Genomic DNA, 16,732 nt, shown 5'->3' with positions numbered 1-16,732 from the left:
ATGTTCTTGAATGCGTCCCGAGAAAGTCGCAACCGGTTCATGGAGCGCCCTGCCCGCTGTCGCCACCCACTCCCGTGCCCGGCAGTCCTTGTCCGATCAGATCGTCAAACAGCGCCTTGTCATTGTCGCGCGTCAGAAAGCCCGGCAGTTCGCGGCGCAGCCAGTCATCGAGCTGTTGCTTAAACTCCTGATCATTCGCGGTCTCCAGGTGATGCAGAACGAGCGAGCCGATCAGGACCTTGCGGCGCATATCGTTGTTGCGCTCGGTTTTCGAGAGACGGGCCTTGAGGGCGGAACGTTGCGCATCCAGTTCAGCCAGGCGCTGTTCGATTGTTTTCCTTGCCACGATTGTTCCTTTCGATTGCGGTCGCACCGGAACTGCCGCTGTTGACCGCGGCTTTGCTCCTGGAAGACAGACCAGTTTCTATGAGGAGATCGACATAGCGATTGCGAGAGTAGGTTGGACCTTATGGTTCATGAGGCTGTAGTCGCCGTCACCTGAGCACAGGAGACTTTGTGCTAACCCGTGAATCTCAGTCGCTGGAATTTGCGGCTTGTCCTGCGGTCTGTTCGAGCTTTTCGATGTGCTCGCGGCAGAGCGTCTCAACCAGCTTATGAAGTTCCCCGGTCCGCTCCTGAAGCCAGGTGAGCGCCTCTTCGGAAACCTCGAAACGCTTCGAATAGCGTGCCTTGACGTAGGCCTCATTGAGGATGTTGTACCATGTGGTAAATCGCTGACGATCGCGCGGCCAGATGTCGATCAAACGGTGATCACGACCTTCGGAAAGTCCACGCAGGAATTTGAGATTGTGCGACGCAGGCGAATAGTTTGTCAGTGTCAGGAGGTAGCAGTTGTAGGCGGTCTCCACTGCCTGATGGAGCGTAAAGGCTGCTAGATTGAGGTATCCTGACTTCAGGTAAAAACCGACGCCTTCGAGAAATCCCGCTGCATTTTTGAACTGCTTTTCAAAATGCTCCTCTGCCACCCTTAGTGCATCGGCAGGTCTGAGCGGTTTCGGTTCAGCCAGCGGCCTATCGTCGAATTCGTAAAGCACGATGCCTTCACGTGCGAGATCGACAAAGAAGGGTTGGCCATCATTCAAAAAGTTGCTGATCTCGCGGGCGCCATGCACGATAAGGCCGACGGGTGTCTCGATCTCCTTGTCCCACATCAGCCGGTCTGTTGTCTTGTCCCAGTATTTGGGATCGGCAAGTTCCTTGTTGCTGACGATGACGAGAATGTCGAAATCCGAGCGGTAGCCTTTCGACGTATGCGGCTCATCCACCCAGGTGCCGCGCGCATAAGAACCGAACAGAATGATTTTGAAAATCCGTCCATCCTTCTTGGCGTCGGACTTCGAGCGTTCCACCAGATCAGCAAACTCTTCCTGGATAATTCCGACGACGCGCGCAAGCTCGCGTTGCTTTCGTTCCGGCAAATGTTCAAGGCTGGTCTTCATGTCTGCTCCGTTTCTGGGCGGTATCCTGTATGGTCCATTGTAAACTTCTTTGAAACTCCGATTTTTGGCAGCCGCCAATCAAATGCCTGTCTCCTGCACGCAAATTCTTCCGGCGGGTTGCCTGCGCGCACTCCTCTATGTCGAGCCGCGCCTGCAATGTCTTCCTCCACTCCTCCCTTCTCCCCGATCAGTCGTGCGATCGACCTGCGCCTATCGCCCTCCCCGGAATGATGCGTTTGCATGCCTATTCAAACACGAGCAATTGCCAGTTGGCGACTACTACTTTTAGTAGTCGAAATGCCCGTTCGATGTTGCTAGCCTCGCCACCGGTAAACAGACAAGGGCGCACTTACGACTTGCGGCGCGTTTGAGCGTTTGGTCTCCCCGTTTGCGTATCGGAGATTTCGTTTGGCGATTTATCATCTCAGCACGAAACCTGTCTCGCGCTCATCCGGTCGCAGCGCTGTGGCATCTGCCGCCTACCGTTGTGCTGTTCTTCTCGTCAATCAACGCGATGGCCTTGTGCATGACTTCACCCGGAAAGAGGGTGTGGCGCATAGTGAGATCGTGCTGCCGCAAGGCGTGTCTGCCGACTGGGCTTTGGATCGCTCGAAATTGTGGAATGCTGCCGAGTTTGCAGAAAAGCGAAAGGACGCCCGCGTCGCCCGCGAATTCGAAATCGCGCTTCCGCATGAGCTTTCACCAGAGGGGCGACTTAAGGCTGCACGCGCCTTTGCCCAGGATCTGGCAAACCGCTATGGCGCGGCCGTGGATTTTGCAATCCATTCGCCAAGCGAGCATGGTGATATCAGGAACTACCATGCGCATGTTCTGATGACGACGCGACAGGTTGGCAAAGCCGGCCTTGGCGAGAAGACTGTTCTTGAGCACAACAACGCACGGCTGCTGGCAAACGGCATGGCGACGACCGACATGCAGCTTCGCGATATCCGGCAGTCATGGGAAGGCATTGCCAACCGTCAGCTTCAACGCGAAGGTCTGGATGTTCGCATCGATCATCGCTCGCATGCGCAGCGCGGCCTTGAGTTGTCGCCGACCGAACATATGGGCGTGCATGCGTCGCAGATGCAGCAGCAAGGAATGGCCGTCGAGCGCGGGCGGCTGGATGACGAGGCAGCACGGCAAAATGCCGAGCTGATCCGCCAAAAACCCGAACAGGTTCTGACACTGATCAGCCATGAGAAGAGCGTGTTCGATCGACACGATATCGCCAAAACCTTGCATCGCTACATCAATAATGACGCACAGACATTCCAGAACGCCTTTGCGGCTGTCATGGCATCACCAGCGCTCGTGGAACTTCAGGCTGAGCGCATCGATGCCGAGACAGGCGAAGTTTCCAAAGCGCGCTATTCGACGCGCGACATGATCGATCTGGAACTGCGCATGGCGCGATCGGCGGAACGGTTGCATCAGGCGCAGTCCCATGGTGTCGATCCTCGCCATGTCGAGCGTGCGATGGAGAGGCAGGATAACGCTCTCCGGAGAAGCTCCGGCGGACCGTCGGCTGCGAGCGATCCGTCAGCGGGATTGTCCGACGAACAGCGTCATGCGATCGAGCATATTACAGGTCCAGAATGCATCGCCGCTGTGGTCGGGTTTGCCGGTGCTGGAAAGTCCACCATGCTTGCAGCCGCTCGCGAGGCGTGGGAGGCTCAAGGCTATCAGGTCCATGGTGCAGCGCTGGCCGGAAAGGCAGCCGAGGGTCTTGAGGAAAGTTCCGGTATCCCGAGCCGCACCCTGGCGTCATGGTCTTACAGTTGGGACCATGGCCGGGATCTGATCGGACGCGGTGACGTGTTTGTCATTGACGAGGCCGGCATGGTCGGGAGCCGTCAGCTTGCCCGGTCCATCGGAGAAGTGGAAGAGCGCGGCGCAAAGATCGTTCTTGTCGGCGACCATGAGCAGCTCCAGGCCATCGGGGCCGGTGCACCCTTCAGGGCGATCGCCGAGCAGATCGGCCACGTCGAACTTTCCGGGATACGCCGCCAGCGCCAGGATTGGCAGAGACAGGCATCGGTTGCCTTTGCGACCCACAAGACAGCCGAGGGCCTCGCCGCCTATCGCGATCACGGCGCCATCCACTTTGCGGACAGCCGCGACAAGGCGATGGCAAAGATCGTGCGTGATTATCTTGCCGACAGTGAGAAGCCTACCGACGGCACCCGGGTTGCCATGGCGCATCGCCGAGCCGATGTGCGAGCCCTCAATGCCGCCATCCGCTCCGAGCTTCAGAACAGACAAAGGCTGGAGCGCAGCCACGGGCTGGGCGACGATGTTGACCGTGGGGATGGTGAGGCCGGTCGCGAACTCACCTTCCAGACCAATAACGGCAAACGCGCCTTCGGCCCCGGTGACCGGATCATCTTTCTCGAAAACAACCGCGACCTCGGCGTCAAAAACGGCATGCTCGGCACGGTCGAGCATGTGGAGCCAAACAAGATCATCGCCCGGCTCGATGGCCGAGGCGGCGACAGTGTCAGCATTCCCACGGACAGCTACCAGGCGATCGACCACGGCTATGCGACAACGATCCATAAAAACCAGGGGGCGACGGTCGATCGCGCTTTTGTGCTGGCGTCGAGTACCATGGACCGGCATCTGACCTATGTTGCCATGACCAGGCACCGCGACAGCGTGCAACTCTATGCCGACATCAAGGAGTTCGCCAAGGCGGGCCGGCTGGTTGATCACGGCATTGCGTCCTACGAACATAATCCGCAATCACGCGACAGCTATTTTGTGACGCTGGAGAATGACAAGGGCGAGCGGCATACCGTGTGGGGCGTCGATCTCGAGCGGGCCATGCGAGATGCATCGCCAAAGATCGGGGACAGGATTGGCCTCCGGCATGAAGGCGCCACGCCTGTCACGCTTCCGGACGGCACAAAGGCCGAGTGCAATACGTGGCGTGTCGTAAGGGGTGATGAACTCGCCTACCAGGAGCTGGCAAACCGCCTGTCGCGTTCCGGCGCGAAGGAAACCACCCTGGATTACATCAGCGACTTTGCCGAGCGGCGCGGGATCGCAAGCGACCCGGGGATCGCAAGCGACCCATGGATCTTAAGCGACCAACGGATCGGGCAAGAGTTTGGGGTGAGAAGCGAGATTGAACTTGCTTCCGCCAAAGATGGGCGTCAAGAGGTCTTGTCCCGTGCGGCCCATCTGCAACGGGAGCAGCAGGGCCGGCCATCAGAACGTCAGCAGGTTTACGAGGAACGTGCCGGCGATCTGGCCGGCCCTGTTCACCGCGAAGATCAGCCCAGGGCTGAGAACAACAAAGGCTATCGCCGCATCCGGTGGTCCGAGCTCATGTCGCAAGACGGCACCGTCCCTGCCCCCACAGAAACTGTAGTCCAACAATCGCTGATGGAACCCGGTAAGCAAGCTCCGCTGGTGCCAGCGATCACGCGTCACGACCGCAGCATCGAAGAGGTAGCCCGGGAAAAAGCGATGTCAGTCATCGATCACAGATTCGATACGGTAGAATCTCTCGCGCGGCACGTGTTCCGTGATCCGGTCGAAGTCGCGGCAAGACTGCGCACCGCGATGACCGAGAAGGAAGGCAACGGAAAAATCATGGCAAAGGCCATGGCCGAGCAGCCTGAGCGCTTCGGAGAGCTGCGCGGCAAGTCAGGTCTGTTCGGAAACAACACGGAGCGGAAAGAGGCACTACAATACGCCAGATCTCTCTCTGCCCATATCGGCTATGTCTCCGAGGCATGGCAGCGCCGGCTTGGCGAAGAACGTCAGAGCGAACAATGGCAGCGTGAGCAGCGTGATGTAATCGAGGTGCCCGGCCTCACGCCGCGCAGCGCCGAAATCAGTGCCAACGTGGAAAAGATGCCGGTCGAGAAGCGGAGCCAGTTTATAGCGGAGCTGCGCTCGTCAGCTGAGGGCCGTGCCGCGCTCGATGAGGCAAAGCTGGTCGCTAACGCGCTCACGCGGCGGTTTGGTAGTTCTGATCCCCGCAGGTTCGCCAAGGAACTCGAGGCACGCACGGAGCTCGCAAAGCAGGCCGAGCAGATCAACACAATCGCCCGCATGGTGCATCGTACACGCCATGCCGAGCTTAGCCATGACCACGCGTTGAGACAGCAGCTGAACCGGTCTCAGGGGCTTGGATTGAGCCGATAGTGCGTGCCGACGACAACATTGGCGTCCTTTAATAGGTCACCCCAAAAGTGCGCCACGCTTCCAGATTTCCTAGGCGTCCCGATGCACCTATCACCGGTCAGCGCTCGAGACGGCTTCCCTCAGCAGTTCATCAGGACTGAATCAAACAAGCCGAGCTGTCCGGCGAAACGGGGTACACTCCAGCCTGCCTACAGAGGGCCCCCACGAAATTGGGTCACACGAAGCCCAAGTAGCCCAGCGGCCTGCGCCCTGCCCGCCATCCTCGAAGTTAACGAGGATATCCGCATGGGCGGCCAGGTGGTGACGGGGATAGGCTTCCTTGGCGCAGGACTGATCATGCGCACCGGCCTCAACATTCGCGGGTTGAGCACGTCGGCGACAATATGGGCTACGGGAGCGATCGGCGTCCTTGCGGGTTATGGAGAAATTTTCGAGGCTGCTGAGGCAACGCTTCTGATCTTGCTGATCAACATAACCTCCCCCAGAGTTGTTCGGCTCATCGAGCGCTTTGTTCCACAACACCCAGTCGAGTCACAACGTCGTAGGGTTGAGGTCCGCACGACCACGGAAAGCGAAACCGAGGTCCGGTCGAGTTTGATGAGCCAAACGCGTGACTGCGTATTTCGGGAGAACGGGACAGTCGTTTCAGTAAATCGCGGACAGTGGTTTCACTAATTCCGGGACAGCATGATGTGGTCGATTTTCGCCTGCCTGGTTGAAGTCATGAGAGATTGATTTCTCCGTTTTCAGCGCCGGTCAAGTGGGATGGTGTTTTTTGCCGTCGCATGCTGTCGCCTTCAAGGGCAATGCGGTGCGCATTGTGGATGATCCGATCGAGGATTGCGTCTGCTATTGTCGGTTCTCCTATCATGTCGTGCCACTGGGCGACGGGAAGCTGCGCGGTGATGAGCGTCGATTTCCGGCGATAGCGTTCCTCGAAGATTTCCAACAAGTCGAGGCGCTGTTGATCGGTGAGCGTGTGCGTTCCCCAGTCGTCGAGGATCAGCAACGGGACGCGGGCGAGTTTATCGACCAGCCGTGGAAAGCGACCGTCGAGCCTGGCAAGGCTAAGGTCTTCGAACAGACGCGGCATGCGCAGATACAGGATGGAATGATCGAGCCGGGCAGCTTGGCGACCGAAGGCGCAGGCAAGCCAGGTTTTTCCCGTGCCGGTCTGGCCTGTGATGATCATATTCTCATGCGCCTTCAGCCATGCCCCTTGCGCAAGCGACAAAGTGTTGCGGCGGTCGAGACCACGATGAGCGGCAAAGTCGATGTTCTCGATGCAGGCATCGGGAAAGCGGAGCTTTGAAGCTGCAAGCCGGTTGGTCAGGCGCTTGTCGGATCGCAGAGCCGTTTCCCGATCAAGCATCAGGCCAAGCCACTCGTCACGGCTGAGATCGCTGCTGTTGTTCTGAGCGGCAAGTTCGCGATAGGCCGTTGCCATTCCGGCAAGGCCAAGGGCCTGCATCTGTTCAAGAGTTGGATGTGTCAGCATGGGTCTTTCCTTTTCCTTCACTGGTAATAGGAGCCACCGCGGATGTTGGTGTGCGGCGGGGTGGGTTTTGCCGAATCGATCTGGGGTTTGGTCCGATCGAGACCGGATTTGAGAATGGCGGCGACAGAGGAATAGGTGATGGAGTTTATGACCAGCGCCCGCTCACAAGCCGCTTCCAGGCGATCCGTCTCATAACGGCGGGCAAGGGACAGAATGCCGAAAGCCGAGCGATATCCCTGTTCGGGATGAGGACGATCGCGCATCACCCGCTCGACCAGAATGGCAGTGTTCACCCCGATCCTTGCGGCTTGGTTCAAAAGTGATGCCGGCGTCGTGTTGGCATAACGCTGGTGGGATTTGGGCATGTGCTCGTTGATTGTGACATGCCCGGATCGCTGAGAACGCCTGATATGGCTGGCAATCCGCTTGTGATCGAGGAATATCTCGACCACCCGATGGGTAAGACGCACATCAACTTGTCGGCCGATCAAGCGATGCGGCACAGAGTAGAATGTCTTGTCGACTTCGACGTGGTAATCGGGATGGACCTTTGCCGATTTCCATTCCGCATAGTCGAATGGCGTCGCTGGCAGCGGCGCAAGCGCCTTTCTCTCCACCTCCTCGAACAGATCTCGGCGCGACTTGCCGATATGGCGCATCGGGCGGTTGTTCAAGTCGTCAAGCAGAACCGAGATCGCGGCGTTTAGATCAGACACGCTGAAGAAGCGCCGGTTTCTGAGGCGAGCCAGTATCCAACGCTCGACGATCAGCACGGCGCCTTCGACCTTGGCTTTGTCACGCGGCTTGCGGCTTCTGGTCGGCAGGATGGTCGTATCATAATGTTCGGCCATGGCAGCGAAGGTGGCGTTGAGCGTGGGCTCGAACCACAGAGCCTTGGCAACGCCTGCCTTCAGATTGTCGCACACGATCGCCTTCGGGACGCCGCCGAAGAAGCTCAGTGCGCGTTCCTGACCCTCGATCCAGTCCGGCAGTTTCTGGCTGAAGCTGGCATAAGCGAATGTCAGTGACGAGGCGGGAAGCATCGCCACGAAGATTTGCGCAGAGTGGATGACGCCGGTCGAAGGGTCGGTGATGGGGATGGTGTGGCCGGCGTAATCCGTCTGCATCACCGCGCCCGCCTCATGGCGGTTGCGGAAGGTTGCGTGAGCGCGGCGTTCGAAGGCGGCAAAACGGTCGCAGAACCATGTGTAGCCGTAGCCGTCGGGATGGCTCGCCCTGTATTCCTGCCACAGCAGCGTCAGCGTCACACCCTTGCGCTTCAGCTCGGCAGAAACGGACCGCCAATCCGGCTCGACCAGGTCTTGTGGCGGTCGACCAACCCGCCGGAAGAGATGTCGCTCCAGCGCGGCATCGTCATCGAGACCCGCAGGTAACGGCCAGACCGAAAGGCCGGTCTCCTTCGCTCGCAGCAGATACGTCGCCACAGAGGTTTTGCTGATCTTCAGGCGTTCCGAAACGGCGCGAACCGAAAGGCCCTGTTCATGCGTCAGCCGCAGTATCGATCGAATGTCTTTCACTGTCGTTCGTCTCGCTTGCTTCCGTCTTGGCATGGCCCCTCTCAACCGATGATGAGGAGGCAATCTGCCAGAACGGCGCTTGCGAAAATCGACCTAAATCTGCATCCGAGACTGTCTCGGAATTAGCGGAATCGCTGTCCCGTATTTACTGAAATCGCTGTCCGCGAATTACCGGAAGCGCTGTCCCGAGATTAGTGAAACACGCAGCGTGACCATCAACTAGCAGTCACATCACTCGCACCGCGCGTCAATTCACTGGATAGGACCATCACCATTGATGTCACTATTTCAGGTGACGACGTTAACGACGAAGTCATGAGCGTTCTTGCGCAATCTCTTAGCTTGTCGCCAAACATTCTTTACTGCACCTTCACGTAGTTTGGAGACGCCAGGGCCGGTTCAACGACAACGCCATAGCCGCCATGTTCGCGCACACGAACATCACATTCCCTTGACATCTGTTCTCGGAGATTTTTGAGAGCTGTCACGATTTCGGCCGTCTGGCGCTTTTTCCAATGCTGTTTCCATGAGAGTCTTCACCAGTCTAAACTCAGAGGTTGTGTCGCTGTACTTTTCATTGCACGGTTAGGCACAATTATAATTTTTGATGTTGACCGGGGAGCGGATGGTACACGGAGAGAAATGCCGGTCTTTTGCATGTGTGCTTGTCGCAACTTCGGTCGCCGTTACGATGTTCGCCGGAACCGGTTTTGCACAGGATAACGATAGTGCCGTTCAAAATGCCGTACCGGTGATGAGAAAATTCGATTTCTCAGCGCCAGCCCTCAATCTTGAAGGGACGCTTTCCCCAAATGCTACGGTCGAAACCGTACCAATGAGTCCGACGGAGCCTGGCACAATCGGTAATGTGAAAGTCATCGGAAAAATAACTTCAGATTCGTCCAGTCCGAAAATCGAGACGACCTTTATCGGGTACAATCTGCAGGCGCCATCGGCAGCGTTCCGGATCTGCACTTACCAGGCAGACACTGCTGGATACACAACGCGCGTCTCAAAAGTTGCATCGGACCTGACAGAAGCTATGCTTCTGGGCACCAAGGATCAGAGCGGCGAACCACATAGCGCCCTTATCAGCTATTGCTTCTCTCGCGGGAAGCAGGCGCTGGGCATAAATTTCGTTGCAGATGTCAGCAACGCGGCGGATGCTGACGCGGCTTATGATCTGGTAGTTCGGGCTGACAAGTATGCCGTTGCGTTCATTGACAGCCTCTCATGGGAAAATGGAGAAGAATCAAGCTTTGGGGAGGAGCTGCAATCGGTTCCTGTTCGGATAGCCAACGAGCGGATCGCACTCCGCATCCCGGACCAGTGGGAAATACCGATCAACGATTTTCATGGCGCTTTGCCGGCCGAGTTGCACATGATCAGGCGCAAGGGCGGAAGAGATGTTGGCCTGATATGGCTGCTCGTTCAGGACATGAAGGAAAAACCGGACCTGGAAATGGCCGGAGCCACGATCGTGAGGGATTACTTTGTCAGGCAGACACCTGATGCCCGGCCACCCGCACTGATATCGAGTGAGGAAGACAGTCTGCTTGCAAAACAGGGAATCCCCGCACGCACCTTCCGGTTTTCAGTGACAGACAAAAAAGGTCAGGACAGCGGCGATATAGATGCGACCGTCATATGGCGGAATGGGCGCCTGCATGTACTCACCCTTTGGTCAGCGTGGCCCTCCGCCGCCGATAACAGCAACTTCTTTTCCCGTCTTCCAGCTCTTACTGTCTACGATATCGTCCGACAAGCCATGGTAACAACGCAGCAATAAGGTCCCGCGCAGATAAAGAACCAAAGCGCACAAAATGTAGAAAAAACATCAAAATAGGGTATTTTCTTAAAGTAAAAAAAGCCTGTTTCCTTCTGGTATTTTGAGCCGCAAAAAATGGCGCAAGATAGACAGGTAAACCGGCTTGGAACCACGGCTGGCATTGACACCACAGATCGGAGCGGACTTGGGCGGAACTAAGCTGACTGAACTTTTCCCACTACCCTATGCCCATTGGTATGCGGCCACTCTTTTTGCCGAGGCCGGATATGCTGCGTCACAGATATTCGAGCGTCTCAACATAGATCCCGCGCGCTGGCAACGGTTCCAAGAGCGCTACAGCCAACTTCATTACGCCAATACAAATTGGGTTGCGGCCGCGTTCAGGCGGGACGGACTTCCCGAACCCGAGCAGGATCGGGCGCTTTTCCAGCGTCTGACGGGGAATGACGGCATCGGCCTATCGGTAACAGAACCCTTCAGCATGCGCACAGAGCTTGCGGCTTTGCGGCGGGCAGTCGAAGCTAATCCTCGTATCGGCCCCTTCGCCAATGTCGACTGGGTCGCGCATTACATCGGAGAAAGACGATTCCCGACCATCCGCTATATCCACAATGGCCATCAGGTCTATGTGGACGGCGCACCAATCCGCGACCGCAAGGGCGTCCCGTTGTCCGGGGTAGACCCCTTCACCTTTCGACAGCTTGGTGACCGCTGGTTTTGCGACGATAGACATGTCTACGGCCAGGGCGAGACACCAACGAAGCTTTTCTGGTTCTCAGCGCGCGGCGCCGATCCAGACAGCTTCACCGTTCTGAATCAACGTTATGGTGTCGACAAGGCCGCCGGTTATTACATTACCAACTTGCGCCTTCCCACCGAGGAGCCGGGTACATTCGGGATCGTCAGCTATTATTACGGCAGCGGCCAGAAACCGGGCATCCGTATCGAAGAGAGTCACTACGCAAAGGACAGTCGCAAAGTCTATGCTTACGGGGTCGCGATTGAAGGCGCGGATGCGGCCAGTTTCCATTCCATCGGCGACGAAGGCAGATATTTCGCTGACAGGAAGCATGTCTATTGGGAGAAGAGCCTGATTCCCGACGCGGACCGAGAGAGTTTTGTCTGCGCATCAGAAGCAGGTCAGTATCGCGCTTATGACAGCGAGCGGCCGTACTATGCAGGGCAACCTCAATCAGTCTCGGCAGAATTTGGGTCTTGGAGCGGCTATTTCGAGAACCATCCCGAGATTGCCGACAGCTGGTGGCACCGGGAGAAGGCACGCCGTGCGGTAAGCGCGTCTGTGGGGAATGAGCCAGTACCGATCGGCGGTCTCTATTACAGCGATGGACGCCGGATTCTGGTTAGGCCACAGCGTCCGCAGGAAGCCGAATGGGTCTCACTCGATCATTTCGACCACGACAGCTTCCGACACATCGTTGATGTGTTCGGGCAGGATCGGCACGGCCTGCGCTACTTCTTGCCCGGCCTCGAACATTACGGGATGGAGCCCATTGAGAAAGCCGATCCCGCTAGCTTCGAAAAGCTCGACGGCCCATGGTTCAAAGACAAGCAGCAGGCCTATTACATCGACAGTACAGCACCTTTACCAGAGCTTGCTGTCGTCAAAATCGACATGGCGAGCTTCGAGGTTTTGGGCGGCGCCTATGCTCGTGACGCAAAAGGGCTGATCGTTGAAGGTGTGCGCAAGCGCGGCATCGACAATCCCGCAGCGGTGGAATCGCTCGGCTTTTCCTTTGCACGGATGGGCGATACCCTGCTTTATCGCGGGAAGCCCATCAGCCGGCCCGGCAAGGTCAATCCCGCCACAGCGCGTGGTGTCAACGATCAGCTTCTGATTGATGCGAACGGCGAGATGCTGTTCGGAGGCAGTTATCGCAAAAAGATTCCTGGAATCGATCCAGCCATTTTGCATTTCCTCAACCGTGTATTCGCAGTTGACGCACGGCATGTTTACGCGATGACCGATACAGGACTGCTGCTCATTGAGGATATTGAACCGGGCGAAGTCGAGCTAGCCGGCCTCTACGCGGTCCGGGTGGGCGACACACAGCTCCACGTTTCCGGTGGCATCGTAAGGCGGTTACGACCCGAAGATACAAGTGGATGAGTAATGCCTGATATCAAAGCTCCCCCGAGGCTGGGTGCGTCAGTAGTGACGAGCGGCGTGCGGAGGTGCCAGGGCGGTGAAACCTGCGCCGTTGAAGTCATGCAGGCGCGAGGAAGACTCAATAGGCATGACATTACCGGATCGGAAGTCGCTTTTTGCCAGCCTATAGAGGCACCCGCCGCGTGCAAACACCAGATCGCCGCCATCCCAGTCTGCCCAATCCGTTTCCGGAAGGTCGACAAGCAATGTTCCGTCCCGGTCAAACACGCGGTAGTCCAGTCCGTACCACGCCTTTTGACTGCGACCGATCGAATGAAGAACCATCTGAAGGCTCCGGCCGTTTGCACCCGGTTTTTGCAGGACACGCGGCTTGTTGAAGCTGTAAAAGGTCGAGGCCTTCAGGCCATTGGTTTGCCCCTCACCGGCGTCGATCACACGCCAACCGTCACGCGCAAGTATGTAGCCGCTGATGGGCTCGTCCTCTCCACGTCCCGACAATATACCGCACGGGTCCACTTGCATGCCTCGCTTCAATCGAAAACCTGGAGCGAACGAGACGCGGTTATCGTCAAACGGATGGTTGAGAAGCAGTTTGTTCTCGTCCTCGAAAACACCGCCTCCTCCCCACGCGTCTCCTTTTGGCCAAAGCGTCAGTGCGGTGAAGAATGGCGGCTTCGATATGGCCGTCCAGCTCGCGTAGGGCGGGCGATTTGTGGCCGCGAAGTAGACCAGAAGTTCTCCGGACGGAGAAAGATCGCAGCGTCTCTCGTAGACCCGTCCCTTCAACCATTGACCATGTTCAAAAGTGTCGGTGCGCAAGTCCCAGCGAATGAGCTGCACCAGCCGGCTCGGGCCGCGCCGAAATATGACACCTGTTCTCGCTGACCGTGCCAGGATCGCATACAGCCTCGGTGCAAGTGCCTTCCGAGAAGGATCTACAGTCTGCTTGCCTTTCTCTACAACCACCTGAGCAACTTTCTTCCGGCACTATCTGATGCCGTCATGTAGGACGTCACATGACAGTTTATCCCTGTGTCCGCATCGAGCTTGCGGACTTCCATCTCTCACCTCTCCGAAATACCGCGCAACACCATTATCAGATACTGGACGAAAAAATCGACATTGCGTAGTTTTAAACAACAACTGCATCCATTGAAGCGATTTGAAACTTCGTCTCCCACGATTTGATCCAAACCCGGATACGTCGCCGTTTCAACCGATCGCACAGGAGAAACGCTTGCTGATACTTGAGATCGTCATTTTTTCTGCGGCTCTTATCGCGGTTGGCCTTCTGGCTGTGCAGCAGATTATCGCGCAGGTTCGGGAGTATAATTTCTACAAGAAGAATGGTGGTGATTTTTCTGTCGACAGCAACATGGATCACGTCAAACTTGACAGATCCATGCACTACAACGACCTCCGCCTCACGAACTGGCAGCGATTTTATCTGTTCCGCCCAGCCTGCATCGCGATGCTCGTCTTTGTTTGGGCTATGATGGTAGTCTCTTTGCTTTAACTGAAACGCCAGGCTTAGGTTGCCCTTGGCATTGCTCGTCGACCAGACTGTTTCGGCAAGCCCCCTGCAGCACCTCACCGGTGCCAAGACAATGCGATTTTGTTCGGCAAGCGGGCGGAGGCAATGGCAATCTTAGTCATTCGGTTTAGGCCGAGGTTTAAATTTGACGTGCCTGCGTATAGCGCTGCGATTGCGTGTGGCCATGCGGGCTGTTCAAAGCCACCTCGACGTTAAGCGGATACAAATGCCTCTTCTGGCTGCGCAAATCCGCAAGATGCGCTTAAACGCTGAACTCGAGGTCCAAATCGTTGACCTTCGCGATCGCATTCGTTCCGCTCTTCGTGTAGACGACCTAGGTGCCGGCCAGCGAATACATTCCCAGACCCTTCCCGCACACCCGTGATCAGTCCTCAGTGGGGTCGTCCGCCATTACCCGATCGTATAGTTCGATGCTACGCCGCGAAGATGTGTGACCGTCGCTTGCGACAAAACACCACTGCCCAGATAATCAGCAAAGCTGAATGAGAATATGTCACTTCGTTCTATCGCCTTGACCAGATTGGTATCACCAAAGACAACGAGGTATTCGTGATCCTCCGGCGCCCAGATCCAGAGATCATGAGCTGAAAAATGGATCAGAAGGCCATAGGGCGAATTTTCAAACAGTGCATCAAGCACCAACCCGACCGGTTGCGGTGCAAAATGGCGCGGAGGCTGACCGAACTCGTAAGCAGCGAAATCAATCTCGTTACTACCGATACGCGCGGCGACGAGAGCGATTTCCTCCTCGCTTGGAAATTCGGGGTAAATCCTCGCCGCGAAATTTCTGTTTCGAATGGCCTGATGATCCAGCGTGCAGTCTTTTCCAATGAAGTCCATAATTAAACCCCAGGTCCGTCATTATAGCGTATCTCGGTCTGACGACCGTTTGGCCTACGTATTTGCAACGTCGGACGACCGTCAGAGCTTCCCGGACGGACGGTAACCTTGCTGCCGTCTTCCAGTTCCCCCGTGCGGCCCGGCCCGTATTGTGTTTCGATACCTTTCTCCTTGCCCGGTTTCAAGGAATCGAAGTCGCGTTCAGCTTCCGCCATACCGCCATCCTTTTCGCCGTGTTTTGTCTTACCCTTTGTCTGTTGACTGACGCCCGCTTCATCCTCCAGTTCCTCTTGCCGCTTCTTCTGTTCTTCCGCCTTTGCCGAATCGCAGTTCCCAGTGCAGCTTCCCGCCTCGCCATCGGCGGGTTCAGAATGGCTCTCATTGTACATTTTGTAGAGTTCGTAACCTTCATAGGCCAGCATGGCGAGGCCGATTGCTGCACCAACTGGCCCAAGAAAACCGAGCGCGGCGCGGGCACCGAGCCTCGTTGCCACGCCTGCAGCCGCACGGCCAAGCAGAACCTCCCCGCCAGCAGCAGCCACGGCAGTCATGCACCCCCCCGTTCTTTCGCCGCATTCGCCATCAGCCGCATCATTTCATCCAGCCGAGCGTCAGGATTGCGGCCTCTGAGGTTCTGGCGAATATCAGGTGCTTCGATGAAGCGCCCGTTGCTTGCGCTCATAAGGTAGGTCCACTGAAAGAATCCGCGCTCGGTTTTCAATCCGTAAATTCGTGCCTGTGTTTCATATCGTTCCATGAATATGAGCGCTTCGCGCTCGTCCATGCCTTGTAGCAAGTGCGGCGCGGACCTTTGAAAGGCCGTCACTCGGCGGCGACGCGCGGCGAGCATTCGCGATGCACTGATGACCTCGATATTCTCAGGAGTCAGGCGCAACATGCCGCCCTGCGCGACGACATCAACCGGTCGATGAGCGCGCTTGATGTTCCCACCCCATGCCTCGGCCGGAGCGAAGTAGATTTCTTCGGCCGGGCCCATAAGGCGCACCACCTGTTCCGGCGAAAGCGCCGGCAACACCTGCATCATGACATTCGGGTCGGCATGGCGGAAAACAACAATTTCGCTACGACCCCGCGCCTCTTCAAGATCAAGGGCGAACGATGCCCCTTCTTGCGCATCGCCGGCCGCCAAGGAGATATCACCGGCTTCTCCAGAAACCGAACCGCTCAATCCCGCGAGCGCGTCTCGCTCAAGCGGCAGAAAGATGCGGTTAATACCACGAAGATGCCTGTAGATTGTTTCCTCAGAAAGGCCGCGATCACCGACCCAGAATACCACAGCCGGCCTGTCTGCGATAAGCTTGAGCAGGGCCTCTATTCTGCTCTTTACCCGCCCAGGCAAATCGATCTCGTCGGCTGGCATCAAGCCGCCGCCACTTTCATCACCATTGGCGACTGCTTTCGCCATGTCATTCGACAGTTTCGCTGCCAGCGCCTGCAGTTCCTCGTCGCTTGGCTCCGCCGTCTCGACCAAGCTATCCGGCGCACTTGAGGCCGGCGGCGAAAGACTAAGTGAAACGAGCCACGGCCCGCCGAGCACAATTGCCGAATTGGAACCCGCCGACCGATAGAGCGGCCTGTGGCACAAACCAGCCGCCGAAAGATCCGCTGTTAGGTTACCGAAGAGAGCTCCGTCCAGCACCGCATAGATTCGCCTGTCGCAACTGTCCGCAATCCGGGAGAGGCGTTTCAGATAAACCTGACCGACCGCTGGCACCTCCGCTCCGCCGTTAAGCTGGCTCTGCATC

At 57.1% G+C, this 16,732-nt stretch carries 13 protein-coding genes; 5 read left to right on the top strand and 8 right to left on the bottom strand.

Annotated elements, in window-relative coordinates; translation table 11 throughout:
* Positions 1–37: 37 nt before the first annotated feature.
* Complete coding sequence (locus G6L97_RS22995) at positions 38–346, bottom strand: anti-sigma factor antagonist (RefSeq protein ID WP_065688621.1); 309 nt, start codon at positions 344–346, stop codon at positions 38–40.
* A gap of 187 nt (positions 347–533) precedes the next feature.
* Complete coding sequence (locus G6L97_RS22990) at positions 534–1,460, bottom strand: nucleotidyltransferase and HEPN domain-containing protein (RefSeq protein WP_065705535.1); 927 nt, start codon at positions 1,458–1,460, stop codon at positions 534–536.
* 408 nt (positions 1,461–1,868) lie between these two features.
* Between G6L97_RS22990 and traA the strand changes: the two genes are divergently transcribed.
* Together traA and G6L97_RS22980 are read left to right on the top strand one after the other, a co-directional pair.
* Positions 1,869–5,618: a Ti-type conjugative transfer relaxase TraA gene (gene traA / locus G6L97_RS22985; RefSeq protein ID WP_174003880.1), complete on the top strand. Its 3,750-nt coding sequence runs from the start codon at positions 1,869–1,871 to the stop codon at positions 5,616–5,618.
* Between the two features lie 81 nt (positions 5,619–5,699).
* On the top strand, positions 5,700–6,293 hold the full coding sequence (locus tag G6L97_RS22980; RefSeq protein WP_272438507.1) for an MgtC/SapB family protein: 594 nt from the start codon (positions 5,700–5,702) through the stop codon (positions 6,291–6,293).
* 46 nt (positions 6,294–6,339) lie between these two features.
* Here G6L97_RS22980 and istB read toward each other — a convergent pair whose 3' ends face one another.
* Both istB and istA read right to left on the bottom strand, forming a co-directional pair.
* Complete coding sequence (istB, locus tag G6L97_RS22975; protein ID WP_174004807.1) at positions 6,340–7,116, bottom strand: IS21-like element helper ATPase IstB; 777 nt, start codon at positions 7,114–7,116, stop codon at positions 6,340–6,342.
* A 17-nt stretch (positions 7,117–7,133) separates the two neighbouring features.
* Positions 7,134–8,687, bottom strand: a complete 1,554-nt coding sequence (gene istA, locus G6L97_RS22970; RefSeq protein WP_174004805.1) for an IS21 family transposase — start codon at positions 8,685–8,687, stop codon at positions 7,134–7,136.
* A 658-nt stretch (positions 8,688–9,345) separates the two neighbouring features.
* Between istA and G6L97_RS22965 the strand changes: the two genes are divergently transcribed.
* On the top strand, positions 9,346–10,443 hold the full coding sequence (locus tag G6L97_RS22965) for a hypothetical protein (protein ID WP_233284975.1): 1,098 nt from the start codon (positions 9,346–9,348) through the stop codon (positions 10,441–10,443).
* Between the two features lie 142 nt (positions 10,444–10,585).
* Positions 10,586–12,571 (top strand): DKNYY domain-containing protein, encoded by a 1,986-nt coding sequence (locus G6L97_RS22960; RefSeq protein WP_174003863.1) that lies wholly within the window; start codon positions 10,586–10,588, stop codon positions 12,569–12,571.
* 39 nt (positions 12,572–12,610) lie between these two features.
* Here G6L97_RS22960 and G6L97_RS22955 read toward each other — a convergent pair whose 3' ends face one another.
* Positions 12,611–13,411 carry a hypothetical protein gene (locus G6L97_RS22955; RefSeq protein WP_233284974.1) on the bottom strand — a complete coding sequence of 267 codons (801 nt, stop codon included), beginning with the start codon at positions 13,409–13,411 and terminating at the stop codon, positions 12,611–12,613.
* 397 nt (positions 13,412–13,808) lie between these two features.
* Here G6L97_RS22955 and G6L97_RS22950 point away from each other — a divergent pair, with 397 nt between their 5' ends.
* A complete protein-coding gene (locus G6L97_RS22950; protein WP_013760976.1) occupies positions 13,809–14,087 on the top strand; it encodes a hypothetical protein in 279 nt (92 codons plus the stop codon).
* Between the two features lie 429 nt (positions 14,088–14,516).
* On the opposite strand, the gene G6L97_RS22945 is transcribed toward G6L97_RS22950, so the two are convergent.
* From G6L97_RS22945 to G6L97_RS22935, 3 genes are read right to left on the bottom strand one after another with little or no spacing between them, the layout of a single operon-like run.
* On the bottom strand, positions 14,517–14,966 hold the full coding sequence (locus G6L97_RS22945; protein WP_013760977.1) for a hypothetical protein: 450 nt from the start codon (positions 14,964–14,966) through the stop codon (positions 14,517–14,519).
* A gap of 2 nt (positions 14,967–14,968) precedes the next feature.
* Entirely contained in the window at positions 14,969–15,517 is a 549-nt protein-coding gene (locus G6L97_RS22940; RefSeq protein ID WP_013760978.1) for a hypothetical protein, read from the bottom strand.
* The gene (locus G6L97_RS22935) at positions 15,514–16,731 is read right to left on the bottom strand and encodes a hypothetical protein (protein WP_019566794.1); all 1,218 of its coding nucleotides are present in this window, start codon (positions 16,729–16,731) and stop codon (positions 15,514–15,516) included. The genes G6L97_RS22940 and G6L97_RS22935 overlap by 4 nt, the downstream gene beginning before the upstream one ends.
* Position 16,732: the final 1 nt, after the last annotated feature.

Origin of the sequence: Agrobacterium tumefaciens (assembly GCF_013318015.2) — a bacterium.
GTDB classification, from domain to species: Bacteria; Pseudomonadota; Alphaproteobacteria; order Rhizobiales; family Rhizobiaceae; genus Agrobacterium; species Agrobacterium tumefaciens.
Note: the sequence above shows the minus strand (reverse complement) of the source record. Positions and strands in the feature narration are given on the sequence as shown.